At 71.6% G+C, this 25,089-nt stretch carries 26 protein-coding genes; 10 read left to right on the top strand and 16 right to left on the bottom strand.

What is annotated here, in order from left to right; all coding sequences use genetic code 11:
* The 12 genes from BIU90_RS13670 to treS form a co-directional block, all read right to left on the bottom strand.
* A partial coding sequence (locus BIU90_RS13670) for a phosphoribosyltransferase domain-containing protein (RefSeq protein WP_217640926.1) occupies positions 1-918 on the bottom strand: 918 nt, incomplete at its 3' end.
* A complete protein-coding gene (locus BIU90_RS13675; RefSeq protein WP_071300739.1) occupies positions 915-2,078 on the bottom strand; it encodes an HpcH/HpaI aldolase/citrate lyase family protein in 1,164 nt (387 codons plus the stop codon). The genes BIU90_RS13670 and BIU90_RS13675, both read right to left, overlap by 4 nt.
* A gap of 1 nt (position 2,079) precedes the next feature.
* On the bottom strand, positions 2,080-2,601 hold the full coding sequence (locus BIU90_RS13680) for a hypothetical protein (protein ID WP_071300740.1): 522 nt from the start codon (positions 2,599-2,601) through the stop codon (positions 2,080-2,082).
* A gap of 203 nt (positions 2,602-2,804) precedes the next feature.
* Positions 2,805-3,362, bottom strand: coding sequence for a TerD family protein (locus tag BIU90_RS13685; protein WP_071300741.1), 558 nt, complete (start codon positions 3,360-3,362; stop codon positions 2,805-2,807).
* Complete coding sequence (locus tag BIU90_RS13690; RefSeq protein ID WP_071300742.1) at positions 3,359-3,913, bottom strand: hypothetical protein; 555 nt, start codon at positions 3,911-3,913, stop codon at positions 3,359-3,361. The genes BIU90_RS13685 and BIU90_RS13690 overlap by 4 nt, the downstream gene beginning before the upstream one ends.
* Before the next feature lie 3 nt (positions 3,914-3,916).
* The gene (locus BIU90_RS13695) at positions 3,917-5,134 is read right to left on the bottom strand and encodes a toxic anion resistance protein (RefSeq protein WP_139195277.1); all 1,218 of its coding nucleotides are present in this window, start codon (positions 5,132-5,134) and stop codon (positions 3,917-3,919) included.
* Between the two features lie 54 nt (positions 5,135-5,188).
* On the bottom strand, positions 5,189-5,767 hold the full coding sequence (locus BIU90_RS13700) for a TerD family protein (protein WP_071300744.1): 579 nt from the start codon (positions 5,765-5,767) through the stop codon (positions 5,189-5,191).
* Positions 5,768-5,816: 49 nt separating this feature from the next.
* On the bottom strand, positions 5,817-6,398 hold the full coding sequence (locus BIU90_RS13705; protein ID WP_071300745.1) for a TerD family protein: 582 nt from the start codon (positions 6,396-6,398) through the stop codon (positions 5,817-5,819).
* Between the two features lie 49 nt (positions 6,399-6,447).
* Entirely contained in the window at positions 6,448-7,032 is a 585-nt protein-coding gene (locus BIU90_RS13710) for a TerD family protein (RefSeq protein WP_071300746.1), read from the bottom strand.
* A gap of 39 nt (positions 7,033-7,071) precedes the next feature.
* A complete protein-coding gene (locus BIU90_RS13715) occupies positions 7,072-8,193 on the bottom strand; it encodes a DUF475 domain-containing protein (RefSeq protein WP_071300747.1) in 1,122 nt (373 codons plus the stop codon).
* 72 nt (positions 8,194-8,265) lie between these two features.
* Entirely contained in the window at positions 8,266-8,946 is a 681-nt protein-coding gene (locus BIU90_RS13720; RefSeq protein WP_254787075.1) for a 3'-5' exonuclease, read from the bottom strand.
* A 185-nt stretch (positions 8,947-9,131) separates the two neighbouring features.
* A complete protein-coding gene (gene treS / locus BIU90_RS13725) occupies positions 9,132-10,844 on the bottom strand; it encodes a maltose alpha-D-glucosyltransferase (protein ID WP_071300749.1) in 1,713 nt (570 codons plus the stop codon).
* Between the two features lie 96 nt (positions 10,845-10,940).
* Here treS and BIU90_RS13730 point away from each other — a divergent pair, with 96 nt between their 5' ends.
* Both BIU90_RS13730 and BIU90_RS13735 read left to right on the top strand, forming a co-directional pair.
* The gene (locus BIU90_RS13730; protein WP_071300750.1) at positions 10,941-11,969 is read left to right on the top strand and encodes an alpha/beta fold hydrolase; all 1,029 of its coding nucleotides are present in this window, start codon (positions 10,941-10,943) and stop codon (positions 11,967-11,969) included.
* Positions 11,970-11,974: 5 nt separating this feature from the next.
* Positions 11,975-13,042: a glycosyltransferase family 1 protein gene (locus BIU90_RS13735; RefSeq protein WP_071301040.1), complete on the top strand. Its 1,068-nt coding sequence runs from the start codon at positions 11,975-11,977 to the stop codon at positions 13,040-13,042.
* A gap of 73 nt (positions 13,043-13,115) precedes the next feature.
* On the opposite strand, the gene BIU90_RS13740 is transcribed toward BIU90_RS13735, so the two are convergent.
* A complete protein-coding gene (locus tag BIU90_RS13740; RefSeq protein WP_071300751.1) occupies positions 13,116-13,874 on the bottom strand; it encodes a hypothetical protein in 759 nt (252 codons plus the stop codon).
* Positions 13,875-14,047: 173 nt separating this feature from the next.
* Between BIU90_RS13740 and BIU90_RS13745 the strand changes: the two genes are divergently transcribed.
* On the top strand, positions 14,048-14,269 hold the full coding sequence (locus tag BIU90_RS13745; protein ID WP_071300752.1) for a hypothetical protein: 222 nt from the start codon (positions 14,048-14,050) through the stop codon (positions 14,267-14,269).
* A 46-nt stretch (positions 14,270-14,315) separates the two neighbouring features.
* Here BIU90_RS13745 and BIU90_RS13750 read toward each other — a convergent pair whose 3' ends face one another.
* Positions 14,316-14,954 carry a histidine phosphatase family protein gene (locus tag BIU90_RS13750; RefSeq protein ID WP_071300753.1) on the bottom strand — a complete coding sequence of 213 codons (639 nt, stop codon included), beginning with the start codon at positions 14,952-14,954 and terminating at the stop codon, positions 14,316-14,318.
* Positions 14,955-14,961: 7 nt separating this feature from the next.
* Complete coding sequence (locus tag BIU90_RS13755) at positions 14,962-15,816, bottom strand: Sir2 family NAD-dependent protein deacetylase (RefSeq protein ID WP_071300754.1); 855 nt, start codon at positions 15,814-15,816, stop codon at positions 14,962-14,964.
* Positions 15,817-15,910: 94 nt separating this feature from the next.
* Between BIU90_RS13755 and BIU90_RS13760 the strand changes: the two genes are divergently transcribed.
* Entirely contained in the window at positions 15,911-16,729 is an 819-nt protein-coding gene (locus BIU90_RS13760; RefSeq protein ID WP_071300755.1) for an RNA methyltransferase, read from the top strand.
* 112 nt (positions 16,730-16,841) lie between these two features.
* Positions 16,842-18,074 carry a D-alanyl-D-alanine carboxypeptidase family protein gene (locus tag BIU90_RS13765; protein ID WP_083403958.1) on the top strand — a complete coding sequence of 411 codons (1,233 nt, stop codon included), beginning with the start codon at positions 16,842-16,844 and terminating at the stop codon, positions 18,072-18,074.
* A 31-nt stretch (positions 18,075-18,105) separates the two neighbouring features.
* On the opposite strand, the gene BIU90_RS13770 is transcribed toward BIU90_RS13765, so the two are convergent.
* Entirely contained in the window at positions 18,106-18,897 is a 792-nt protein-coding gene (locus BIU90_RS13770; protein WP_071301041.1) for an SGNH/GDSL hydrolase family protein, read from the bottom strand.
* A 35-nt stretch (positions 18,898-18,932) separates the two neighbouring features.
* Here BIU90_RS13770 and BIU90_RS13775 point away from each other — a divergent pair, with 35 nt between their 5' ends.
* From BIU90_RS13775 to BIU90_RS13795, 5 genes are all read left to right on the top strand, one after another.
* On the top strand, positions 18,933-20,138 hold the full coding sequence (locus BIU90_RS13775; protein ID WP_071300757.1) for an acyl-CoA dehydrogenase family protein: 1,206 nt from the start codon (positions 18,933-18,935) through the stop codon (positions 20,136-20,138).
* Positions 20,135-21,385 (top strand): DNA polymerase IV, encoded by a 1,251-nt coding sequence (dinB, locus tag BIU90_RS13780; RefSeq protein WP_071300758.1) that lies wholly within the window; start codon positions 20,135-20,137, stop codon positions 21,383-21,385. The genes BIU90_RS13775 and dinB overlap by 4 nt, the downstream gene beginning before the upstream one ends.
* Before the next feature lie 119 nt (positions 21,386-21,504).
* Positions 21,505-23,310 carry a DEAD/DEAH box helicase gene (locus tag BIU90_RS13785; RefSeq protein WP_071301042.1) on the top strand — a complete coding sequence of 602 codons (1,806 nt, stop codon included), beginning with the start codon at positions 21,505-21,507 and terminating at the stop codon, positions 23,308-23,310.
* A 19-nt stretch (positions 23,311-23,329) separates the two neighbouring features.
* The gene (locus BIU90_RS13790; RefSeq protein ID WP_071300759.1) at positions 23,330-23,533 is read left to right on the top strand and encodes a hypothetical protein; all 204 of its coding nucleotides are present in this window, start codon (positions 23,330-23,332) and stop codon (positions 23,531-23,533) included.
* A 126-nt stretch (positions 23,534-23,659) separates the two neighbouring features.
* Positions 23,660-24,985, top strand: a complete 1,326-nt coding sequence (locus BIU90_RS13795; RefSeq protein ID WP_071300760.1) for an NAD(P)/FAD-dependent oxidoreductase — start codon at positions 23,660-23,662, stop codon at positions 24,983-24,985.
* The last annotated feature ends 104 nt before the right edge of the window (positions 24,986-25,089 follow it).

Here is a 25,089-nt window from a genome sequence, read left to right on the forward strand (position 1 = left end):
AGCCGCCGGACCGGCAGCCGACGCGATCAGGTCGGCCGCCACGGCCGTCAGTCCCTCGGGCAGCTCGACCCGGCCGGAGCCGAGCGCGACCACGTCGACGGGTGCGCCGAGCTCGTCGGCCAGGGCGTCCATCGCGGCGCGGTCGGCGTCGGACCGCAGGTCGACCAGGCTCGCGATGACCCAGCGGGCCTGCGGGACCAGGGCGTGCAGCGCGCGGACGGTGCCACGGGCCGTCGCGCCGGTGCTCAGCTCGTCGTCGACCAGGACGACCGTGCCGCCGGGACGCAGCCAGTCGGGGTCGTCGGGGAGCAGCAGGTGTGCGGTCGCGTGCGAGTGCGCTTCCTCGAAGGCGGCGGCCGGGGTGCGGTCGCCCGGGTGCAGGCGGGTCGAGTGCAGCGATGCCGATCCGAGCGCCTGGGCGACGAGGACGCCCAGGGCGGTGGCCGTCTCGGCGTAGCCGATGGTGCGCACGTCGGGCAGGTCCGGGCGGCGGGTCGCGAGCGCCGTGCGGAAGGTCGTCGCGTCCTGTTCGGTCCGCTCGGGGCCGAGTCGCTCGGTGTCACGCAGCAGCGCGGTGCAGCGCCGGATCGCCTCCGGGCCGACCCGCGGCGTCCCGTCCGGCTCGGGCGCGAGCACGTCCGCGACGCGCGCGCCGAGGAGCTCGCCGGCCAACAACGCGAGTGCGGGGACGGTGGGGACGTGCTTGGCGAGCACCGTCGACACCAGCAGGTGCGCGCGCTTCGGGTTCCGCCGCAGGGCGACGCGAACCAGGGCGTCGAGGGGGACGGTGTCGTGGTCCGGCGTGTCGGCCGCCGGCGCATCGGGCCCCGGTCCGTCGGCGCTCTGCGCGTCGGGCCCCGGCGTGTCGATCAGCCTGATGCCCAGGTCTGCCGGGCTGGGGATGGTCACGGCGGTCACGGCAGGCTCCGTTCGAGCAGGTCGACGAAGCCGACGTCCGGCGCGGCGACGCCGAAGGCCCGGGCCCGCAGCAACGTGCGCTCCGCCCAGAAGTGGTGGGGCTTCATCTCGTTCATCTTGTTCCGGTAGCGCGAGGCAGCGACCCCGCCCCCGTCCGTCGCGAGGACGTCCGACGCGTCGGCGAACTCCTCGTGGCTCACCACGGACAGCGCGTTGACGACGGGCACGTGGCGCGGGTGGATCACCGTCTTGCCGATCAGCCCGTTGGCGCGGTCGAGCGAGACCTCGCGCAGCAGCCCGTCGAAGCCGTCGAGCAGGAGTCGGCGGCGGAGTGCCAGGTCGCCGGCCTGCTCGAACGGCGTGGTCCGGAGTCGGGGACGGAACATGCGCTCGGCGTCCGGGAAGTGCTCCCAGACCGTCCCGGTGACGACGAACCCGCCCTGCGAGCGCCCGAGGACGTTCACCACGTCACCGATCACGGAGGCGAGGACCTGCACGTCGTACACGGTGAGGTCGACCGGGCGGCGCAGGCCGAACACGCTGGACAGGTCGGTGGCGCCGATCCGGACGGCGAGCACGTCCCGCCGACGGTCGAGCAGCAGCCGCCGGATGTCGGCGAGGGCGCGCGTCCGGGTCTCCCGCCGGATGATGCGCGGCGACTCGAGGATCGGCATGACGAGCAACCGGTGCGTGTCGTCGAGCCGGGCGTTCACCGCGTCGAGCGCGTCGAACCACGCCAGGCCCGCGTCGCCGGGGTTCTCGAACTTCGGCAGCACGACACCGCTCAGCACGCCGAGCGCCGCGTCCGAGCAGCGACCGAGGACGTCCGTCAGGTGCTCCGGGGTCCGCACACGGACGAAGAGCTGGGGGAGCGTCGCCTCGTCGTGTGTGCTGAGGGTGTGCAGTGCGTCGATGACGTGCTGCTCGGCCTCCGGCAGGTCCGCGTCGGCGACGGAGTCCTCGACGCACAGCACGACGGCGCCCGCCCCGGCCGCCGCCTGCCGTGAGACGTCGCGGACCAGGTCGGGGCGGATCCCCGGCGTGTACAGCGTCGCGCCGAGAGCGACCGCGCGGAGCTCCGGGTCGGTGTCGCGGCGGATGTCCTCCGGCGGGTGCAGGAACAGGTCGGGCTCGGCGCTGAGCGCCTGGAAGTGCCGCACGTCAGGACCTGCCGATCGTCGGGGGTGACAAGGTGAAGCCGAACGCCGCGAGGACGTCGCCGTCGTGGGACGCGCGGGGGAACGGTTCGGCGCGCAGCTCGAGCATGCCGTCGACCACGGTCACGGCGAGCAGGTGCATGGTCTCGGGATCGCCCGCGTCGAGGGTCAGCGCCGTGCCGTCCTGCAGGGTGACGACGACCGGTGCCGGGTCGCGCGGCATGAAGAGCGCGCGGCGGAGCTGCCGCACGTGCCGCAGTGCCACGAGGGCGTGCCCGTCGTGGTAGCCGACCAGGGGACGGTTGCCCGACGTCGCCGCCTCGCGCCCGGCCTGCTGCCCCTGGGCAGTGCAGGCACCGACGACCCAGTCGGTGCTCTCCCATGCGGTGCTGGTCGCGTTCGTGACCGTGAGGACGCCCACGGCGGAGCGTCGTCGGTCCACGCGGACGACGGGCTCGTCGGGGCCGAGCACGCGGACGTCGCGTGGGTCGGGGGCAGCGAAGGGCTGGAGGCTGTGGGGACGCACCCGCGGAGCGCGCGCGGTCGACGGGGTCGGGGCCTCGGCCGGGGGCGAGGCTGGTCGTGTCCGGGGCGATGCTGTTGATGGTCGGACCTGGGGCGGTGCCGCGGCGGGGCGGACCTGGGGCGGTGCCGCGGCGGCGGTTGCTGCCGGGGTCGGGCTCGCCGGGGTGGGACGCACCCGCCGACGCAGGTACGGGTGCGTGCTGGTCACCGCTGGCCGATCCCGTAGTCGGCGCGGATGCCGGCGAGGCCGGTCGAGTACCCCTGGCCGACCGCGCGGAACTTCCAGTCGGCCCGGTGCCGGTACAGCTCCCCGAGCAGGACCGCGTCGATCATGCGGTTCCGGTCCGGGGGCATGTCGAAGTGCACGAGCTCGCGGCCGTCGTCGCCGTGGACCCGGATCGTCATCGACCGCACCGACCCGAAGTCCTTCGGCGCACGGGGATCCGGGTCGAGGTAGACGGCGAAGACGATGGTGTCCACCTGGTCCGGCACGTTCCCGAGGTCGACGTCGATCTCCTCGGCATCACCGTCGTCGAGGAACCGCACGCTGCCGTCGGCGCTCTCCAGCTGGTTGAAGAACACCAGGTCCTCGTCGGACAGCACGCGCCCGTGGACGTCGCACACGATCGCCACCGGGACGAGTTCGGCCGACGGACCGCGGCTGGGGATCTGGTCCCAGGCGAGCGCGACGACGACGTGCTGCAGCCCAGGGTTCTCGGCGGTGAGGGCCGCGTTCGCGCCGGGGACCAGGCTCCCGCTCACGAGGGCCCTCCGCCCAGGACCAGCGAGGAGTCCCCGTCGCCCAACCGGTCGCGCAGGAAGCGTCCGTGCGTGGAGAGCTCCGCGATGGCACCGCTGCGGATCTGGGCGTGCATGTCGGACACGGTCTCGTCGACCACGTCGAGCTGCGCCGACAGGGTACGGGTCGCGTCGCTGTCGGGGGTGCGGTCGGACGCCGGCAACGTCAGGTACGTGCGCACCGGCGTCGGCAGGTAGTCGGTCACGAGCGCCTGGAACAGGAACCGCTGTTCGGTGGAAGCCCCCTGTGCGGTCACGGTCCGGGCAGCGTCGCGCAGACCGTCCTCGACGTGCCGGACCCGTGACGACACCACCGTGGGCAGCGCAGCCCCGGAGGCGCGGACGAAGGCGCGGAGCGCGTCGAGGGCGTCCACGGCCGCGTCGTCGTCCGCTGCGCCACCGGAACCGCGCACGTCGATGCGGCGGGCGGCCTCGGCAGCGGCCGTCGACGGCGTGGTCGTGTCGGCACGGTCGTCGTCGTCACGACCGAACAGCGCGTGGAACCGGGAGCGCACGGGTCAGCGGGCGATCTGACGGTCCGGGTCGGACTGGACCGAGCGCTCGAGGTACGGCTTCGCGCGTTCGATCCCGGACTCGAGGGCCGTCACCGTGGAGGCCATGTTCTTGGCCGCGTCGGACCGGAACGAGTCGATGGCGTCCATCGTCTGGAAGACGTTGTCGAAGGCGCGCTGCAGCGTCTCGACGCTGACGCCGGAGCTGGTCGCCTGCTGGTGGATCCGGGCGGTCTGGTCGCGGAGCATCTCGCTGGTCTGCAGGATCATCGCGTTGGTGGTGCTGTTGACGGCGTCGATCTGGTCGAGGACCATCCGCTGGTTCGCGAGCGCCTGGGCGACGACCACGGCGGTCCGGAGCGCGGCGACGGTGGTGGTCCGCGCGCGCTCGACGCCCTTGATCAGCTCGGTGTTGTTCTTGCGGACCAGGTCCATCGCGAGGTAGCCCTGCACGGAGACGGCCAGCTGCGTGAGGATGTCCTGGTGGCGCTGGCGCACCGGGAACAGCACGTCCGACTCGAGCTTCTGCGCCTCGTCGACCCGCCCGCTGTTCCGGAGCGACTCGACCTTCTGCACGACCGCGGCGTCGAGGGCCTTCGCGAAGGTGGCGTACTCACTCAGCTGCTGCATGTTCTCCCACAGCTGGGTCTTCTCGTTCGCGAGCGCGGCGTTGTCCTTGCGGAGTTCGTCCTGCCCGGCCATCAGCGACTTGATGACGTGGTCGAGCTGGGTCTGCGCGGTCTCGTACCGCTGGAAGTACTTGGCCAGCTTGTTGCCGCCGGGGATGATCCCGAGGATCTTCCGGCCGACGCTGAGGTCCGCCTGGTTCGGCGTCAGGTCCTCGACGGTCGAGCGGAGTTCGCCGAGGGTCGACGCCACGCGGACCTGGGCGCTGTCACCGCTGCGCTTGGCACCGGCGACCGAGGACGAGGAGCGCTCGAGCATGCGCGAGGAGAACTGCCCGGACTGGGTCATCTCCTTGCCGGCGATCGTGCTGATGCCGTCGACCTTCTCGGTGAAGGCGGGGGAGCGCGGGTCGAGGGACGCCACCTCGTCGACGAACTCGCGTGCCTGCTCGGCGATCTGCGCCTGGCGTTCCGGGTCGACCGGCACCATGCCCGGTGCGTCGTCGGCGGCGATCGTCTCCGCCGCGTCGGCTGGGCGCAGGACGAGTGCTTCCTCGGCGCCGTCGAGCGGTTCTGGCGGGGTGAGCGGTCCGGGCATGGTCGTGCTCCTGGTCAGGGTCGGTCAGTGGTGGCGGGCGGTGGTGCGTGCGGCTCAGCCGAGCTGCACGCCGAAGTCACCGGCGACGCCGGCGAGTCCGGAGCTGTAGCCCTGCCCGACGGCGCGGAACTTCCACTCGCTGCCGTTCCGGTAGAGCTCGGAGAAGACCATCGCGGTCTCGGCGGCGGCGTCCTCGGAGAGGTCGTAGCGGACGATCTCGGTGCCGTCCTGGTCGACGACGCGGGAGTACGCGCTGCGCACCTGCCCGAAGTTCTGGCGGCGCGCGTCGGCCTGGTCGATCGACACCGCGATGACGATGCGCTCGACGTCGGCCGGGACCTTCGCCAGGTCGATCACGATCTGCTCGTCGTCACCGTCCCCCTCGCCGGTCCGGTTGTCGCCATGGTGCTGGACGGAGCCGTCGGAGGACGCGGGCTGGTTGTAGAAGACGAAGTCGGCGTCGGACCGGACCTTGCCGCCGGCGCCGAGCAACAGGGCCGAGGCGTCGAGGTCGAACTGCTCGCCGGTGGTGGTGCGCGGGTCCCAGCCGAGTCCGACGGTCGCCACGGTGAGCCCGGGGCTGGTCTTCGTCAGCGACAGGTTGCCGCCCTTCGCGAGGGTGAGTCCGGCCATGATCGGTCCTTTCGTCGGGTGCGCGGTACTGGAGTGCGATGCGGGGTCGTCAGTCGAGCACGACGCCGAAGTCCGTGGCGACGCCGCGGAGTCCGGTGGCGTAGCCCTGGCCGACCGCGCGGAACTTCCATTCGCGGTCGTAGCGGTAGACCTCGGCGAAGATCATGCCGGTCTCGGCGGCGGCGTCCTCGGTCAGGTCGAACCGCACGACCTCGTTCTGGGTCTCGTCGTTGACCACGCGGCAGAACGCTCCGCGGACCTGTCCGAAGTTCTGCCGACGTGCCTCGGCCTGGTCGATCGTGACGACGATGACGACGCGCTCGACGTCGGCGGGCACGAGGTCGAGGTCGATGAGGATCTGCTCGTCGTCCCCGTCACCCTCGCCCGTGCGGTTGTCGCCCTGGTGCCGGACCGAGCCGTCGACCGAGCTGAGCTGGTTGTAGAAGATGAAGTCGTCGTTCGAGCGGACCCGACCGTTCGCCCCGACCAGCAAGGCCGAGGCGTCGAGGTCGAACTGCTCGCCGGCCGTGGTGCGGGGGTCCCAGCCGAGGCCGACCATCGCCTTGCGCAGGCCGGGGTCGGTCTTGGTGAGCGAGAGGTTGCTGCCCTTGGACAGGGAGAGCGTCGCCATGCAGGTCTTCTTCCGTGGGAGTGCGGTGGTGCGTCGGGTCCGTGGGTCGTCAGAGCGCCGCGGCAGCGGGCCCGACGAGGTCGAGGACCGTCCGACCGTCCGCGCGGTTGCCGACGGCCGTGAAGGTCCATCCTGCTCCTGACCGCGTCACCTTCGCCATGACCATCGCCGTGTGCGGCCCACTCTCGGTGAGTTCGTAGCGGGCGACCTCGGGGGAACCGGGCGTCGAGTCGTCGATCACGCGGCAGAACGCGTTCTCGACCCGGTCGAAGGTCTGGCGGCTGTAGCTGCTGATGACGAAGACGATCGACGCGACCGCGGGGTGCACGGCGCTCAGGTCGATGCGGATGGTCTCGTCGTCCCCGTCGCCGGCCCCCGTCAGGTTGTCGCCCGTGTGCTGGGCGGACCCGTCCTTGCTGCGGAGCTGCTGGAACCAGACGTAGTCCTGCGGCTGACCGTCGGCGGAGAAGAACACCGCCGAGGCGTCGAGGTCGACGTCACCGCCGGACTTCCGGCCGAACAGGCCCTTCTTCGCGACGGCGTCCCACCCGAGCCCGAGGCGGACGTGCGTCAGGGCACTGCCGTCCTGCTTGGTGAGCGAGAGCGCCTGGCCCTTGGAGAGGCTGAGACCCATGGGAGAACCCTTCTTCGGTGAACGGATCAGCGGTGCGGCTCAGTGTGAGACCGACACCGGCTGCGGGGCTTCGGCCGCGGCGCGACGGTTGCGCACCACGGACGAGATGAACGCGGCGAGGATGAGGACGACGCCGACCAGGCCGGTGACGACCTCGTTGACCTCGGTCGTGATCGTCACGAGCAGGATGATCGCCAGTGCTCCGATCGCCCAGTGTGCGCCGTGGTCCAGGTACTGGTACTCGTCCAGCGTGCCCTGACGGACCAGGAAGACGGTGAGCGACCGGACGAAGAGCGCGCCGATCAGGCCGAGGCCGAGCGCGATGATGATCGGGTCCGCCGTGATCGCGAAGGCGCCGATGACGCCGTCGAACGAGAACGACGCGTCGATGACCTCGAGGTACAGGAACAGCAGGAAGGCAGCACGACCGGCGACCTGTCCGACGCGCTTGCCCCGCGCGATGCGGTCCGCCTCGGCCACCATGTGGTCGGAGCTGTCGAGCGCGTTGCCGTCGTCGTCGGGGTCGCCGACGTCGAAGAGCCCGCCGAGCCCGGTGACCAGGAAGTACGTGATGAGTCCGGCGATGCCCGCGATCAGCACGACCGACTGGTGGTCGCCGGACGAGGTCGCCGCGACGGCCAGCGCCGCCAGGGCGACGACGACGTTCACCATCGGCAGCTTGCCGACGAAGGCGAGGGGCTTCTCGAGCCAGGTGAGCCAGCGGATGTCACGGTCCTCGAACATGAAGTCGAGGAAGATCATCAGCAGGAACATGCCGCCGAACGCGGCGATCTGCGGGTGCGCGGCGTGCAGGACGTAGGCGTAGCTGCCGGGCTCGTCGATGGAGCCCTTCTCGAGCGCGAGCGTGATCGCCTGCACCGGGTTGAGGTTCGCCGTCACCGCGACGATGAGCAGCGGGAACAGCACGCGCATGCCGAAGACGGCGATCACGATGCCGACCGTCAGGAACATCTTCTGCCAGAACGGGCTCATCCGCTCGAGGATCCGGGCGTTGACCACGGCGTTGTCGAAGCTGAGGCTGACCTCGAGCACCCCGAGGATGAGCGTGATCGCGGCGGCGCTCGGGCCGCCGTAGACGAAGGCGACGGCGATCGCGATGACGGTGATGGCCAGTGACCAGCCGAAGGTCTTCAGGAACACGTGGGTCGATCTCCCCCTGGTCGAGCGTGAACGTGCGACGTGCCAGGCGAGCCTGGCGTCTCGTTCAGCATGCTACATGCTCGGGTCGGCGCTCCGGTGCGGCCATCGCGGGTCCGCGACGAAGGCCGGATCGCGTTGCTTCCGCATGTACTCCTGGAACGACGTGGCCTGGTCGGCGCACCACGCGACCTGCTTGCGGTGCAGCTGTTCGGCCGAGACGGACAGCTCGTCGGGGAACCGTGCGGCGATGGCCTGGGCGACCCGGCCTGCGGCGATCGCGTCGGCGCCGGCGTCGTGGGCGTCGAAGAGCTCGACGCCGTACAGCGCGGCCGCGGCCTCGAGCGTGCGCTTGCCCTTGCGGTAGGTGTCGAGCGCCTTGTCGATGACGAGCGGGTCGACGACGTTGCCGATGACCGGCGACGCGATGCCGTGGCGCCGCGCCTCTCGGTCGAGCAGCGTCAGGTCGTACGGGGCGTTGTAGATCACGAGCGGGATGCCCCGGGCGAACACGGCCTCGACCGCGGCGACGATCTCGGCGACGACCTCGGCAGCGGGGCGCCCCTCGGCGCGGGCACGTTCGGTGCTGATGCCGTGCACGGCCGACGCCTGCTCGGGGATCGGGACACCGGGGTCGGCGAGCCAGGAGCCCTCGACGATGCTGCGGCCCGTCATGTCGATGAGGCCGACGTGCGCGGTGACGATCCGGGCGGTCTCGACGTCGATGCCGGTGGTCTCGAGGTCGAAGACCCCCAGCGCGTGCCACCAGGGCCGGGTCGAGAGGTCCTGGGCCGGGGATGGCGGGTCGAGCTGCGCGGTGGGGAACGTCACGCGGGTCAGGCTAGCCCGCCGCACCGACACACCCCGCCGCACGCGCCGGGGTCAGGCGTTCGGCGCGGCTCCGACGTGCAGCCAGGTGAACGACTGCGTGCCGAGCGCGGCTACGCGTTCGGCACCGCGCCGACGTGCAGCCAGTAGAACGACTGCGTGCCGAGCGTCAGCGTCACCTTGCCGTCGTCGTCGAAGGACGGGAACGAGCTGCCGCCGAACAGGTCGTAGAGCGGTCGACCGGCGAACTCCGGCGCGTGGATCGTCGTCGTGGTCGGGTTGACCGTGAACGAGAACACGCAGAGGACGTCCTCGGCCGAGGGGCCGAACTGCGTACCCGTGCCCTCCCACGACCGGACGAACGCCAGCACGCTCTCGTTGTCGGTGTCCTGGACCGCGAGCGTGCCCATGCCGAACACCGGGTGGGCCTTCCGCACGTGGATCACGTTGCGCACCCAGTGCAGCAGGGAGCGGGACTGGGCGAGCTGCGCCTCGACGTTGACCTGCGCGTAGTTGTAGACCAGCGACTGCACCACGGGCAGGTAGAGCTTGCCGGGGTCGGCGGTCGAGAACCCGGCGTTGCGGTCCGGCGTCCACTGCATCGGCGTGCGCGACGAGTCCCGGTCCGGCAGCCAGATGTTGTCGCCCATCCCGATCTCGTCGCCGTAGTACAGGAACGGCGAGCCCGGCAGCGAGAACAGCAGCGCGTGGATGAGTTCGAGTTCGGCGCGGGAGTTGTCCAGCAGCGGGGCCAGCCGGCGGCGGATGCCGATGTTCGAGCGCATCCGCGGGTCGTAGCCGTACCAGCCGTACATCGCCTGGCGGTACTCCTCGCTGACCATCTCCAGCGTCAGCTCGTCGTGGTTGCGGAGGAACACGCCCCACGCGGCCGAGGACGGCACGTCGAGGGTCTCCGACAGGATCGCCTTGAGCTCCGAGGCGTGCTGGGCCCGCAGCGAGTAGAAGATCCGGGGCATGACCGGGAAGTCGAACGCCATGTGGCACTCGGGCTCCTCGTCGGTCCCGAAGAACGCCGCCGTCTCGCGGGGCCACTGGTTCGCCTCCGCCAGCAGCACACGCCCGGGGTACTCGTCGTCGACCATCGAGCGGAGCTTCTTGATGAACTCGTGTGTCTCCGGCTCGCCCTCACCGTTGCCGTCCTCGGACTGGAACAGGTACGGGATCGCGTCGAGGCGCAGCCCGTCCACGCCCATGTCGAGCCAGTGCCGCACGACGTCGTACACGGCCTCGACCACGGCGGGGTTCTCGTAGTTCAGGTCGGGCTGGTGCGAGAAGAACCGGTGGAAGAAGAACTGTCGGCGGACCGGGTCGAACGTCCAGTTCGACTCCTCGGTGTCGACGAAGATGATGCGGATGTTCGCGTAGTCCTCGTCGGTGTCGCGCCACACGTAGAAGTCGCCGTAGGGGCCGTCCGGGTCCTCGCGGGACTGCTGGAACCACTCGTGCTGGTCGGACGTGTGGTTGATCACCATGTCGATGACGATGCGCATGTTCCGCTCGTGCGCCTTGGTGACGAGTTCGCGGAAGTCGTCGAGGGTGCCGAACTCGGGCAGGATCGCCTTGTAGTCGGCGATGTCGTACCCGCCGTCGCGCATCGGCGAGCGGAAGAACGGCGGCAGCCAGAGGGCGTCGACGCCGAGCCACTGCAGGTAGTCGAGCTTGCCGATGACGCCCTGCAGATCGCCGATCCCGTCACCGTTCGAGTCGACGAACGACCGGATCATGCACTCGTAGAACACCGAGCGCTTGTACCACTGCGGGTCGAGGGTGAGTCCGGGCAGCTGGATCGGGGCTGTGAAGGTCAACCGTGCTCCTCGTCGAAGGCGAGCGGACCGGACGAAGCGACCCGCTCCGGACACGATAGGCGGATGCTCCCGAGTGCGTTCCATAGACTGGCGCGGATGCACCCGCCGGTCCTGTCCCCGTACGCGTCGCTGATGGCTGCGACGCCCGTCGTGCACCGTGCCGTCGAGGTCGACGGCCGCACCACCCACTTCTGGGAGTACGGCCCGTCGGACGCCACCCAGACCGTGCTGGCGGTCCACGGGTTCCGTGGTGACCACCACGGGCTCGAGTCGATCGCGGCGCACCTGACCGGCGTCCGGGTGATCGTGCCGGACCTGCCCGGCTTCGGTTCCTCGGACCCGCTCCCGGTGTCCGACGTCGACGGCTACGTGGGGTGGCTGCGCGCGTTCCACGACCGGCTCGGGCTCGACCGCGGCACCGTCGTCCTCGGGCACTCGTTCGGTTCGATCGTCGTCTCGGCCGCGGTCGCCGACGGCCTGGACACCCGGTTGCTCGTCCTGGTCAACCCGATCGCCGCGCCCGCGCTGCAGGGGCCGCGAGCGATCGGCACCGGCATCGCGATCGCGTACTACCGCGCCGGTGCCGCCCTGCCGCGCCCGCTCGGGCTCGGCATCCTGCGCAACCGCGGCATCGTCCGTGCGATGAGCGTCGCGATGCTGAAGTCGCACGACCCGGCGATGCGTCGGTGGGTGCACGACCAGCACGACCGCTACTTCTCCGCCTTCGCGAACCGCACGAGTGTCCTCGAGGCGTTCCGGACCTCCGTCACGCACGACGTGTCCGAGTACGCCGACCGCATCCGGGTGCCCGTGCTGCTCGTCGCGGCCGAGCGCGACGACATCACCGCGTTGCCGGAACAGCGTGCGCTGGCGGCACGGCTGCACGACGCCGAGCTCGTCGTCGTGCCGGAGGTCGGGCACCTGGTGCACTACGAGACGCCTGCCGCCGCGGCCGACGCGACCCTGCGGCGCATGGCCGACCCCGTGCGGAAGGCGCCGCGCGCCGCGAAGCCGAGCCGGGCCTCCCGTCCGAAACGGACGACGGAACCGAAACGGACGACGGAACCGAAGCGACCGACGGAACCGAAACGGACGACGGAACCGAAGCCTGGGGACCCCTCGTGAACCGCCTGCGGATCGGGATCGACTGCCGGTACGTCCGGATCGGCCGGCACGACGGCATCAGCCGCTTCACGGCCGGCGTCGTCGCGCACCTGCCGGACCGCCACGACGTCGTCCTGCTGGTCCACGACGAGCGGCAACTTGCGTCGCTGCCCGCGCACCTGCCGTGGGAACTGGTGCCGGCGCCGACCGAGCCGGGGGAGCCGTTCGTCGCCCGCCACGTGAACCGCCTGGGGCTGGACGCGGTGTTCTCGCCGATGCAGACCATGGGTTCCCGTGGCCGCGACTACGCCCTCGTGCTGACCCTGCACGACCTGATCTACTACCGGAACCGCACGCCTCCGCGGGAGTTCTCCTGGCCGATCCGGCTCGGGTGGCGTGCGTTCCACCTGGCCTGGTGGCCACAGCGGATGCTGCTGAACGGTGCCGACGGCGTCGTGACGGTGTCCGAGACGACGGCCGGGCTGATCGCGGAGCACCGCCTGACCAGGCGCCCGGTCACGGTCGCCTACAACGCCGCCGACCCCGCCGCGGTCCGTCCCGCTGACGGACCGCGCGAGCACTTGCTCGTGTACATGGGGTCGTTCATGCCCTACAAGAACGTCGAGACGCTCGCCGCGGCGCTGCCGCTGCTCGGCGCGGACTGGACGCTGCACTGCATGTCCCGCGTGTCCGACGCGGACCGGTCACGCCTCGATGTGCTCGCGCCGGGGATGATCGTGTTCCACGACGGCGCCTCCGACCAGGAGTACCTCGCCACGCTGCGGTCCGCCACGGCGCTGGTGACGGCCTCGTACGACGAGGGCTTCGGCATCCCGTTGGTCGAGTCGATGGGCGTCGGCACGCCGGTGGCGGTCAGCGACGTCCCGATCTTCCGCGAGATCGGCGGGGACGTCGCCGAGTACTTCGACCCGTCGTCGCCGTCCGCCGTCGCGGCAGCGGTCCGCCGCCTGGAGGCCCGGTGGCCGTCCGCCTCGCAGGCGTCGGTCGCGCAGGCGGCAAGGTTCCGGTGGGCGGACTCGGCCGAGCGCGTGCTGCAGGCGGTCGAGCGGGCGGTCGCGGACCGCGCACGCTGAGCTGCGGTCCGGTCCGGCGCGCTGCCGCGGGCTCGGTCGTCAGCTGCGGACGGTCGTGCCGTGCGCTCCGTGCTCAGCTGCGGGCGGTCGTCACGGTGACCGCTGCTCCGGGGAAGACCCGCTGCACGGCCTCGGTCGCCTGGGCCTGCACAGCGGCGACGTCGACCCCGGTCGCGGCGGTCTCGACGGACACCGACTGGTCGGCCGGTGCGTCCGAGCGTCCGGCGCTGCGCTCGGTCCAGACACAACGCACCTGCTCGACCCCCGCGATGCCGGAGAGCTGGCGGCCGAGCTCGAGACGCTGTCGGGTCCGCGCCGCTGACGGCGAGACGCCGACGTCAACGGTGCCGAGGTCCGCAACCGCCCAGACGTGCACGCCGGTCCCGCTGGCGTCCTTCGCCTCGGCGCTCAGCTGCTCGACGAGCGCCGTCTGACGCGCTGCGTCGAGGGACTCGGACGCGGTGACCGTCGCGGTCACGTCGTAGCTGGTGAACGAGGTCTTGGTCGGGTCGGCCTCGCGGACCGCGGTCACGCCCTCGAGTGGCCGGGCGTCGGCGACGAAGCCGTCGAGCGCGGCCTGCGGACGCGGGAACATCCCGCCGATCCCGTCCTGCACCCGACCCGTGATGGTGCCGAGCACGACCACGATGACGATCGCGACCACGACGACGCCAGCGAGCAGCAGCGACCACGAGCGGACGCGTTGCGGAGTCGTCCGGGTCGGGACCGATGCGGTGTCCGGCCCGAAGGCGCGACCGAGGTCGTCGTCCTCGTCCTCGTCGGCGATCCAGCCGCGATGCCGACCGTGTTCCCCCGGTCCGTCGGTGCTCATGTCGCCCCCTCACGTCGGTTCCGCCCCGGTGCCCGTGGGTTCGGCGACCGGTGCTGTGGATGCTAGTCCGGAGGCGCCGTCGGCCCCACGAGCACCAGGTTGCGATCCCACAACGACCTCGTCGCGTTCCGGGAGGGCAGCGATAGCGTTGTCGGTGACCGAGGGGGTCGATCGTGTCCGTCATCCTGTTCATCGCCGTGTTCTTCGTCGTCGTCATCGCCGTGGCGGTCGTCATCGCGGTGACCGCGTCCGTCCGTGCCCGTCGACTCCGCCACCTGGAGGACCCGCTGGCGCCCCGCTCGACCGGCCCCGACGGCGCGCGCGAGCTGGCCGAGGCGCAGGTCAAGGCGGCACGCGTGGACGGCGCGACGAGCTACCCCGGCGGACCGGTCTGACGGATCGGTCGATCCGTTCCGGAGACCGGTCGGTCCGGGTTCCGCGTCAGCTGCGGCGCTCGAGCGGGTTCTGGTAGTCGAAGGCGTACCGGCCGGGCGCGTCCGAGACGTCCTCGATCGGGTCGTCGAACTCGACCAGCTCGGCGTGGAAGCGTTCCGGGTCCCATCGGAACGAGTGCACCGAGCCGTTGCGGATCGGGGTGCGGGCCCGGTCGGCCGTGCCCGGCGCGGCGGCGTTCACCACGCTGCGGATGACCGCGCCGTGCGTCGCCACCACGACGACGCCGCCGTCGAACCGGATGGCGACCTCGCCCAGCGTCTCGGTCACGCGCGCGAGCAGCGCGGCGCGGGACTCCCGCCCCGGGATCACGTCGTCCGGGTACTGCGCCAGCACCTCGTCGTCGGTCAGGCCCTCGGCGTCGCCGTAGGACCGCTCGGCCAGCCCGGGGTAGGTGTCGGGCGCGGCGAGACCCAGGCGCTCCGCGATGATCGAGCCGGTCTCGTACGCGCGGGACAGCGGTGAGGCGACGACCGCGTAGAACGTACGACGGGTCAGCAGCTGCGCGGTCTCGGCGGCCTGGCCCCGCCCGGTGTCGTTGAGCGGGATGTCGGTCGAACCCTGGATGCGGCGCTGCTTGTTCCAGTCGGTCTCGCCGTGCCGGACGAGGTACAGGTGGGTCGTCACAGGTCGATCATGACAGAGCGAGCCGCGAGGCCAGCGCCTCGAGCGTCTCGGTGGTGCCCGCGTCGATCTTGACCGCCGCGCGCCGGTCGCTGCGGGTGGCACCGCGGTTGACGATGACGACGGGGTGCTTCCGCCGTGCGGCGTGGTCGACCAGCCGGACGCCGGAGTTCACCGTGAGCGAGGACCCGACCACGAGCAGCGCGTCGGCGTCCGCGACGATCGACACCGACTCGGCGAACTTCTCGGTGGGGACGAACTCGCCGAAGAAGACGACGTCGGGCTTGAGCACGCCGCCGCACACCGAGCAGTCCGGCACGACGAAGCGCTCGACCTCGGTGATCTCCACGTCGCCGTCCGGCTGCAGTCGCACCGAGCCGGGTTCGTCGATCCAGGGGTTCAGCCCGTCGAGCGTCGCGGCGAGGTCGGCGCGGGCGAAGACCTGCCCGCACGTCAGGCACACCGCGCGGTCCATCGAGCCGTGGATCTCCACCACCCGGCGCGATCCCGCGCGCAGGTGCAGGCCGTCGACGTTCTGCGTGACCACACCGGAGACGACTCCGGCGCGCTCGAGGTCGGCGAGCGCACGGTGCCCGGTGTTCGGGACGGCGGCGGCGAAGGTCCGCCACCCGAGGTGGGACCCGGCCCAGTAGCGCTGCCGCTTGGCTGGGTCGGACCGGAACTCCTGGAAGGTCATCGGCGTGCGCACGACCCGGCCGGCACCGCGGTAGTCGGGGATGCCCGAGTCGGTGCTGAGTCCGGCGCCGGAGAGCACGGCGATGCGCTTGCCGGAGAGCAGCTCGGCGACCCGGTCGAGGTCGTCGGTCGTCTCGGTCGCACCGCTCGTCGCGTCGCTCGTCGCCATCGTGTCCACGGTACCCTCAACAGCCGACCGACCCCGCCCCTTCCCGTGCACACCGTGCCGCCGGTCGGGGCCTGAGACCAGAACCGAGCCGCACGTGCAGATCGTCCGCATCGACACCCTCGACGACCCCCGACTCGACGACTTCCAGCGGTTGACGGACGTCGCCCTGCGCCGGGTGACCGAGCCCGAGGGCGGGCTCTACATCGCCGAGTCCAACACCGTGATCGAGCGTGCCCTGCGCGCCGGCCACGTGCCGCGCAGCGTGTTGGTACAGGAGAAGTGGCTCGCCGAGGTCCTGCCGCTGGTGGCGGACCACGACGGCCCGGTGTTCGTCGGGCCGGACGCGTTGCTCGAGGAACTCACCGGGTTCAAGATGCACCGCGGTGCGATCGCGTCGATGCACCGGCCGGAGCTGCCGACCGTCGCCGAGGTCGTCCGCGACGCCCGGCTCGTCGTCGTGCTCGAGGACGTCGTCGACCACACGAACGTCGGCGCGGTGTTCCGCAGCGTCGCGGGGCTGGGCGCCGACGCGGTGCTGGTCAGTCCCCGGTGCGCCGACCCGCTCTACCGCCGGAGCGTGCGCGTCAGCATGGGCACGGTGCTGCAGGTCCCGTGGACCCGGATCGGCGAGTGGCCCGACGCCGGCGAGGAGCTCCGGGCGCAGGGCTTCCACGTCGCCGCGATGGCGCTGACGGACCGCTCGGTCGACCTCGACGCGTTCGCCGCCGACGTCCCGGAGCGGGTCGCACTGGTGATGGGCACCGAGGGCCAGGGGCTGACGCCCCGAGCGATCGCCGCCGCCGACACGACGGTGCGGATCCCGATGCACCACGGCGTCGACTCCCTCAACGTGGCAGCGGCGAGCGCCGTCGGACTCTGGGCCGTCGCAGCGGCACAGCGCGCGGCCCGGTAGCCCCTCCGCTGCAGCAGGTCCTCCTCCACAGCCGGGAGGCCCGGTGCGGGTCCGCCACGAACGCGGCGGTTCCCCAGATGGTGGGTACCACCCCCCGGTACGCTCGTGTGTCGTGTCACGAGTCGTCCGCCGCCCCCGTTCCGCCGTCCGCAGGCCGGTGACCATCTCGGTCGTCGCGGTCCTGGTGCTCGCGGTGGGGTACCTGGTCGCCGCTGCGCTGGTGCCGTTCTCGCCGGCGAGCGCGACGACCACGTCCTACGCGGCGCCCACGGCCACGCTGCCGGCGCTGTCGTTCCCCGCCTACGGTGCCACCGCGGTCGAGGCCCCCGACTTCCCGCAGAGCCTGAAGACGAGCGGGGACGCCAAGCCCCGGTCGATCGCGAGCATCTCGAAGGTGGTCACCGCGCTGGTCGTCCTCGACGCCAAGCCGCTGTCACAGGGGCAGGCCGGTCCGACGATCGCGTTCACACCGGAGATGCAGGGGCTGTACGCCCGGTACCTCGCGGTGAACGGCGAGGTGGCCCCGATGCCGGCGGGTCTGCAGCTGTCGGAGTACCAGACCCTGCAGGTCATGCTCATGAAGTCCGCGAACAACTACGCCGGGTCGCTGGCGATCTGGGCGTTCGGGTCGCTCGACGCCTACCAGAAGGCCGCCACGGCGTGGCTCGACCGGCACGGGCTGGACGACACGACGATCCACGAACCCACCGGACTCGACGCCACGAACACGTCGACCGCGACGGACCTGGTCGACCTCGGGCAGCTCGCCCTGGCGAACCCGGTCGTCAAGGAAGTGGTCGGCACGAAGACCGTGTCGGTGCCGAACGTCGGCACCATCCAGAACTCGAACAAGCTCCTCGGCATCGACGGGGTCGAGGGCATCAAGACGGGCACCCTGGACGAAGCCGGCGCCTGCCTGCTGTTCGCGGCCACCTACGAGCGGGGCGGCCGGTCGGTCACCGTGATCGGGGCGATGCTCGGCGGGGTCGACCACGACTCGCTCGACGCCGACGTCCAGCGGTTGCTGCACTCGGTCGCCGACAACTTCCACGTCGTGACGCTGACGCACGCCGGGCAGTCGTTCGGCGCGTACTCGACCCCGTGGAAGGACGAGACCGACGCCGTGACCGCGACGGCGTCCGAGGTCCTGGTGTGGGGCGCCACGACGGTGCGCGCCGCGACGAAGCTCGACTCGGTCACGCTCGGAACGAAGGGCGAGCGCGTCGGGCGGGTCACCTTCTCGATCAGCGACCACGACCCGGTGTCGGTGCCGCTCGTCCTCGAGCAGGCGATCCCCGACCCCGGCATCTGGTGGCGGTGGACGAACCCGTTCGAGGGCGCTTGACGCACTGCCCGGGGCCGGGGCCGGGGCGAGGTCAGGCGTCGCGGGCGGGGACCTCGAGGTGCTCGAGCGTGGGGCGCTTGGCGGTGATGCCATCGCCGGAGGACGTGTGCCGGATCCGTCGGACGACCCAGGGCACCAGGTACTCCTTCGCCCAGCCGAGGTCCTCGGCGCGGGCCTCGCGCCAGGGTCGCGCAGCCAGGGGCTCGGGCGTCGTCGGGGCGAGTTCGTGTGGGACGCCGAGCGTGTCGAGCACGGCGGCGGCGATCGTGGCGTGGCCGATGGGGGAGTGGTGCAGGCGGTCGGGTGCCCACATCCGCGGGTCGCGCAGGCCGCGGATCGCCCACATGTCGGCGACCAGCGCGCCGTGCTTCAGCGCGATCGCGTGCAGGTGCTCGTTGTAGATCGCCGCCTTGCCGCGCACCATCCCGAGCACCGGGGTCATCCCGACGTCCGGGCCGGTGAACAGCACGACGTCGGCGCCGTCACGGCGCAGTCGGGTCATCATGCCGTCGAAGCGGGACGCGATCTCGTCCGGGTCGGACCCGGGGCGGATGATGTCGTTCCCGCCGGCGGACACCGTGACCAGGTCCGGCCCGAGTGCGAGGGCATCGTCGACCTGCTCGTCGATGACCTGCTGCAGCAGTCGACCCCGGACGGCCAGGTTGGCGTACGCGAAGTCGTCCGTCCGGCCGGCCAGGAACGTGGCGACCCGGTCGGCCCAGCCGCGGTTGCCCCCGGGAGCGGTCGGGTCAGGGTCACCGAGCCCCTCGGTGAACGAGTCACCGATCGCGACGTACCTGGACCACGGATGACGATCTGACACGAGTTCTGACACCCTCTGGAACGTAGTCTCGTGCCATGACCGAGGCCAACTCCTGGACCGTCCCCGCGGACCTGCTCACCCGGATCGCCGAGCGGGCGCCGCGGTACGACGCCGAGAACGCGTTCTGCGCCGAGGACCTCGCCGAGCTCCGCGCTGCCGGGTACCTGCGGATCGGGGTCCCCGTCGCCCAGGGCGGCAGCGGCCTCGGCCTGCGCGCCACCGCCGCGGTGCAGCGGCACCTGGCCCAGGCGGCGCCGGCGACGGCGCTCGGGCTCGGGATGCACCAGGTCTGGGTGCAGGCGGCCCGCAGCGTGTCCGCGCAGGGCGAGTCGTTCCTCCAGACCGTCACGGACCACGCCGCGGCGGACCGCCTGCTCGCCTTCGGGGTCAGCGAGCCCGGCAACGACCGGGTGCTGTTCGACTCGACGACGTCGGCCGAACCGGACGGCGCGGGCGGGTACCGGTTCACCGGGACCAAGGTGTCCACGTCGCTGGCGCCCGCGTGGGACGTGCTGAGCGTGTTCGGCAAGGACGTCTCCGGCGCTGAGCCGCGGTTGGTGCACGGGTTCGCGCTGCGGAGTGACGGCGGGGTCCGCCACCTCGACGACTGGGACACGCTCGGGATGCGTGCGACGCAGAGCCGGACCACGCTGCTCGAGGGGCTGCACGTGCCCGCCGAGCGCATGGTGCGGTCGCTGCCCCTGGGACCGAGTGCCGACCCGCTGGTCTTCGGGGTGTTCGCCGCGTTCGAGCTCCTCGTCGCGTCGGTGTACGTCGGGATCGCGACCCGTGCGCTCGAGCTCGCCGTCGAGGCCGTGCGGGCGCGCCGGTCGATGGACGGGACGCTGCGGAGCGACGACCCCGACGTCCGCCGTGCGGTCGCCGATGCCCAGGGCGCCGTCGACGCCGTCGCCCTGCAGGTCGACGCGCTCGCCCGCGACGTGGACGAGCAGGTCGACCACGGCAGCCGGTGGTTCCCGCTGCTGGTCGGGACGAAGGCGCGCACGGTCGACACCGCGCAGCACGTCGTCGACGAGGCACTCCGCATCGCGGGCGGATCCGGGTTCCGGGCGACCGGTGAGCTGGCGCGCCTGGCGCGGGACGTGCGCGCGGGCCAGTACCACCCGTCGTCGCGCGACTCCGCAGCGCGGACGATCGCCAGCGCCGTGCTCGGCCCGGTGTCGTCGGCGTCCGCGTCCGCACCGGCGGTGTCGGTGGCGGATGGCAGCATCGCCTCGTGAGCAAGCAGGACGGCAGCAACCGACTCGTCTCCGACCAGCCCGTCGCCGACGTCACGGCGACGGTGCTGCACGTCGACATGGACGCGTTCTTCGCCTCCGTCGAACTGCTCGACCGTCCGGACCTGGTGGGGCTGCCGGTCATCGTCGGACACGACTCCGACCGCTCCGTCGTCACGGCCGCCACGTACGAAGCCCGGCGCTACGGGGTGAACTCCGCGATGCCGATGGCCGTCGCCAAGCGCCGCTGCCCGAACGCCGTCATCGTCGAACCGCACTTCGAGAAGTACCAGGCGAAGTCCCGCGCGGTGATGAGCGTGTTCGACCGCTTCACACCGCGGGTCGAGCGCCTCGGCATCGACGAGGCGTTCCTCGACGTCGCCGGGGCCGTCCGGCTGTACGGCACGCCGTGGGAGATCGGTACCGCCATCCGCGCCGCCGTGTTCCAGGAGACCGGCCTGCACTGCTCGGTCGGTGCCGCCTCCACCAAGTTCGTCGCCAAGCTGGCATCGAGCCGGGCCAAGCCCGCCGGACTGCTCGTCGTCCCCGCGGCGAACACCGTGGGCTTCCTGCACCCGCAGCCGGTGTCCGCGCTCTGGGGCGTCGGCGGCAAGACGCAAGAGGTCCTCGAGCGCCGGGGGATCCGCACGGTGGGTGACCTCGCCACGACCCCGCTCGACTCGCTCGTGCACGCGATCGGCCCGGCGGGCGGGCAGCGGTTGCACGACCTGTCCTGGGGCCGTGACCCCCGCGTCGTCGACACCGGCGTGAGCGAGAAGTCGATCGGGCACGAGGTGACGTTCGGCACCGACCTGACCGACCGCGACGCCGTGGCCCGCGAGCTCCTGCGTCTGTCGGAGAAGGTCGCCGTGCGGATGCGTCGCGCCGAGGTGCAGGGTCGCACGATCGCGCTCAAGGTCCGGTACACCGACTTCACCACGCTCACCCGGTCCCGCACCCTCGCCGAGCCGACCGACGTCGCGCGGCGCATCCACCGCGAAGCGGTCGAGCTGTACGACGTGCTGCACCGCCCCGGCAACCGCATCCGGCTCATCGGCGTCCGCGGGGAGAACCTCGTGCCGACCGCCGCCAGCAACGCGCTGTGGGACGACGACGCGCCGTGGCGTGAGACCGAGACCACCGTCGACGCGGTCACGGCGCGGTTCGGTGCCGGCGTGCTCAAGCCTGCGTCCCTGGTGCGCGGCACGCCCGAGCAGCGACCGCCGCACGCCCGGCAGGACATCGGGTGACGGTAGAATCAGGTCAAGTGAGCGCAGCGGAGGACGAACAGCAGCCGGCCAGGGCAGATCTGGCCACGGCCGATCTGCCGCCGGCGGAACTGGCTCCGGCCGATGTGGCTCCGGCCGAACTGGCTCCGGCCGAACTGGCGGAGATCGCCGGCAACGCCGCCGCCGAGCACCTGTCGCCCGCGTTCCCGGACCGTGCGGCCTGGGGCACCGCATCGAAGCTCCGCGCGTGGCAGGTCGAGGCACTGACCAAGTACTTCGAGACCGAGCCGCGCGACTTCCTCGCCGCGGCGACGCCCGGCGCCGGCAAGACCACGTTCGCGCTCCGCCTGGCCACCGAGCTCCTGGCACGCGGCACCGTCGACCGGATCGTCGTCGTGGCCCCCACCGAGCACCTCAAGCGGCAGTGGGCCGACGCCGCCGACCGGGTCAACATCCGCATCGACCCCATGTTCAAGAACGGCGACGGCATGTTCGGCCGGCACTACCAGGGCGTCGCGATCACGTACGCCCAGGTCGGCATGAACCCCGAGGTGCACAGGCGGATCACCGAGGGCGGTCGCACGCTCGTCGTGCTCGACGAGGTCCACCACGGTGGCGACGCCCTGACGTGGGGCGACGGCATCAGAGAAGCGTTCAGCGGTGCCACCCGCCGGCTGTCGCTGTCGGGGACCCCGTTCCGCTCGGACACCGCGCCGATCCCCTTCGTGCAGTACGCCCCCGACGAGCAGGGCATCCGCACCTCGATCTCCGACTACAACTACGGGTACGGTCGCGCCCTGGCGGACGGCGTCGTCCGTCCGGTGCTCTTCATGGCCTACGCCGGACAGATGCGCTGGAAGACCCGGATGGGCGACGAGATGTCGGCGTCCCTCGGCGAGCAGGTCACCAAGGACATCACCGCCCAGGCCTGGCGCACGGCACTCTCGCCCGAGGGCGAGTGGATGCCCGCCGTGCTCTCCGCCGCCGACAAGCGCCTGACCGAGGTCCGCCGCGGGGTCCCGGACGCCGGGGGACTGGTCATCGCGACCGACACCACGACGGCCCGCGCCTACGCCCGGATCCTGCAGCAGATCACGGGGGAGCGGCCCACCGTCGTCCTGTCCGACGAAGCCGCCGGGTCCAGCCGGATCGGGGCCTTCGCCGCGGACACCTCGCGGTGGATGGTCGCCGTCCGGATGGTCTCCGAAGGCGTCGACGTCCCGCGTCTGTGCGTCGGCGTCTACGCCACCAGCGCCAGCACGCCGCTGTTCTTCGCCCAGGTGATCGGTCGCTTCGTGCGGGCCCGTCGCCGTGGGGAGACCGCGTCGGTGTTCCTGCCGAGCGTGCCTGGGCTGATGGCCCTCGCCGCGACCCTCGAGCTCGAGCGCGACCACGCCCTCGACCGCCCGAAGGACGCCGACGACGGGATGTACAACCCCGAGGACGCGATGGTCGCCGAGGCCAACAAGGAAGAGCGCGCGTCGGAGAGCCTGCTCGAGGTCCAGCCGTTCGAGGCGCTCGACTCGCAGGCCTCGTTCGACCGGGTCCTCTACGACGGCGGCGAGTTCGGCACCGGCGGCGAGATCGGCTCCCTCGAAGAGCTCGACTTCATCGGCATCCCCGGGCTGCTGGAACCCGACCAGGTCCGCGACCTGCTCAAGGCCCGCCAGGCCACCCAGGCCAAGCGATCGAAGGGCCGCACGGTCAAGGACGGGCAGCCCAAGGCGCCCGAGCCGGACCGCCCGATGTACATGACGCTCAAGGAGCAGCGGTCCGAGCTGCAGCGGCTCGTGTCGATCTGGTCCCGGCACGCGAACGAGCCGCACGGGGCGATCCACGCCGAACTCCGGCGGATCAGCGGGGGACCGGCCGTGGCGCAGGCGAGCATCGAGCAGATCCAGAAGCGCATCGACATCCTGCGCTCGCGCATCGGCAACCGACGATGACCTCCCACGTGGTGCTCCCGTGATCGTCGCCGTCGACGACCGCACCTGGCTGGTCAAGCGGACCGAGGACGCCTCGCCCGAGGCCGTCATCGACCGGTTCGGCGGCGGGTACCGGCTGCGTCGGTTCAGCCTGGTCGAGTCCCGCCGGACCGCACACGGCGTCTACATGGGCCTGGAACTCGCCGAGACCGCTTGGTGGCGCCTGCGCGACACACGTCGCTGACGCCACCACGGCCTCCCGGCGGCGCGACCGCCCATCTGCGCGACACGCGTCGCTGATCTCGTCCGGATCTGGCTGATGTGCGCGGCGGACATGACGTGGCGGGGTCTGATCGAGTAGACCAGACGCATGGCAGATTCGATCCCTCACGTCCTCGTCCTCGGTGGCGGCTCAGCCGGCTACGCGACCGTCAAGCAGCTGCAGAAGCACGCCGCGACGGTGCCGATGCGCATCACCCTGGTCGATCAGAACACGTACTACACGTACCTGCCGTTCCTGCCGGAGGTGGCCGGTGGCCACATCAACCCGAAGGACGTCACCGTCGAGCTGCGTCGTGCGCTCCGGAAGACGCGCGTCATCCAGGGCAAGGTGACCGGGATCTCGTCCGCCGACAAGACCGTCTCGATCGCCACGGCCGGCGGCGACGACCGCACGCTCGGCTACGACCAGCTCGTCGTCGCGCTCGGCTCGGTCACCCGGACCTTCCCGACCCCCGGACTCGACGAGGTCGGCGTCGGCTTCAAGACCGTGGAAGAGGCCGCCTACGTTCGGGCCAAGCTCCTCGACAACATCGCCAAGGCCGCTGCCACCCGTGACGAGGACGAGCGTCGTCGTCTGCTGACGAGCATCTTCATCGGCGGTGGCTACACCGGGGTCGAGGCCATCGGCGAGCTCTTCGACGTGTCGCAGGCCGCCATCAAGACGTACCCGTCGCTCGCCGGCGAGCAGCCGCGCTGGGTCCTCATCGACGCGCTCGACCGCGTCGCTCCCGAGGTCGGCCCGGAGCTGTCGAAGTGGACCCTCGAGTCCCTCCGCGCCCGTGGCATCGACGTGCGCCTCAAGACCACGATGCCCAGCTGCGAGGGCGGCGTCGTCAAGCTCTCGGACGGCGACGAGTTCGCCACCGGGCTGCTCGTCTGGACGGCCGGCGTCAAGCCGAACCCGCTCCTCGACGCGTCCGACCTGCCGCGCGGGCCGAAGGGGCACCTCGCCGCCAACGCGAAGCTCCAGGTCGAGGCCGAGGACACCCACGAGGTCACGGCCGGCGTCTGGGGCCTCGGTGACGTCGCGCAGGTCCCCGACCTGACCGCCGAGAAGCAGCCGGCGTACTACCCGCCGAACGCGCAGAACGCCGTCCGCCAGGCCGTCGTCGCCGCGGACAACGTCGTCGCCACGATCACCGGCTCGCCGCTGACCGAGTACCGCCACCCCTCGATCGGCACGGTCGCGTCGTACGGTGTCGGCAAGGGTGCGGCGAACATCAAGGGCATCAAGATGACGAACCTGCTGGCGTGGATGGCGCACCGTGCGTACCACGTCTACGCGATGCCGACGCTGAACCGCAAGGCACGCATCGTCATCGGCTGGGTGACCGGGGCCGTGTCCGGCCGCGACGCGACCTCGCTGATCAAGGAGACCGACCCGCGCCGCTCCTTCGTCGACGCGACGAAGTAGGACGCACCCACACGACGGACGGGAGGCCCGGTGCCAGCTGGCACCGGGCCTCCCGTCCGTCTCGGCTCCGCCACTCCTCGATCCGCCGTCGATTCCTGCGCGCG

The sequence above is a fragment of the Curtobacterium sp. MCBA15_001 genome, assembly GCF_001864835.1.
In the GTDB taxonomy this organism is placed as follows: domain Bacteria; phylum Actinomycetota; class Actinomycetes; order Actinomycetales; family Microbacteriaceae; genus Curtobacterium.

Bases quoted from the DNA above. Each gene is read 5' to 3' on its own strand.
- BIU90_RS13730 (WP_071300750.1), top strand. From the start codon at position 10,941: ATGCACCCGCCGGTCCTGTCCCCGTACGCGTCGCTGATGGCTGCGACG.
- BIU90_RS13795 (WP_071300760.1), top strand. From the start codon at position 23,660: ATGGCAGATTCGATCCCTCACGTCCTCGTCCTCGGTGGCGGCTCAGCC.
- BIU90_RS13755 (WP_071300754.1), bottom strand. From the start codon at position 15,816: ATGGCGACGAGCGACGCGACGAGCGGTGCGACCGAGACGACCGACGAC.
- BIU90_RS13775 (WP_071300757.1), top strand. From the start codon at position 18,933: ATGACCGAGGCCAACTCCTGGACCGTCCCCGCGGACCTGCTCACCCGG.
- BIU90_RS13695 (WP_139195277.1), bottom strand. From the start codon at position 5,134: ATGCCCGGACCGCTCACCCCGCCAGAACCGCTCGACGGCGCCGAGGAA.
- BIU90_RS13710 (WP_071300746.1), bottom strand. From the start codon at position 7,032: ATGGGTCTCAGCCTCTCCAAGGGCCAGGCGCTCTCGCTCACCAAGCAG.
- BIU90_RS13700 (WP_071300744.1), bottom strand. From the start codon at position 5,767: ATGGCCGGACTCACCCTCGCGAAGGGCGGCAACCTGTCGCTGACGAAG.
- BIU90_RS13705 (WP_071300745.1), bottom strand. From the start codon at position 6,398: ATGGCGACGCTCTCCCTGTCCAAGGGCAGCAACCTCTCGCTCACCAAG.
- BIU90_RS13740 (WP_071300751.1), bottom strand. From the start codon at position 13,874: ATGAGCACCGACGGACCGGGGGAACACGGTCGGCATCGCGGCTGGATC.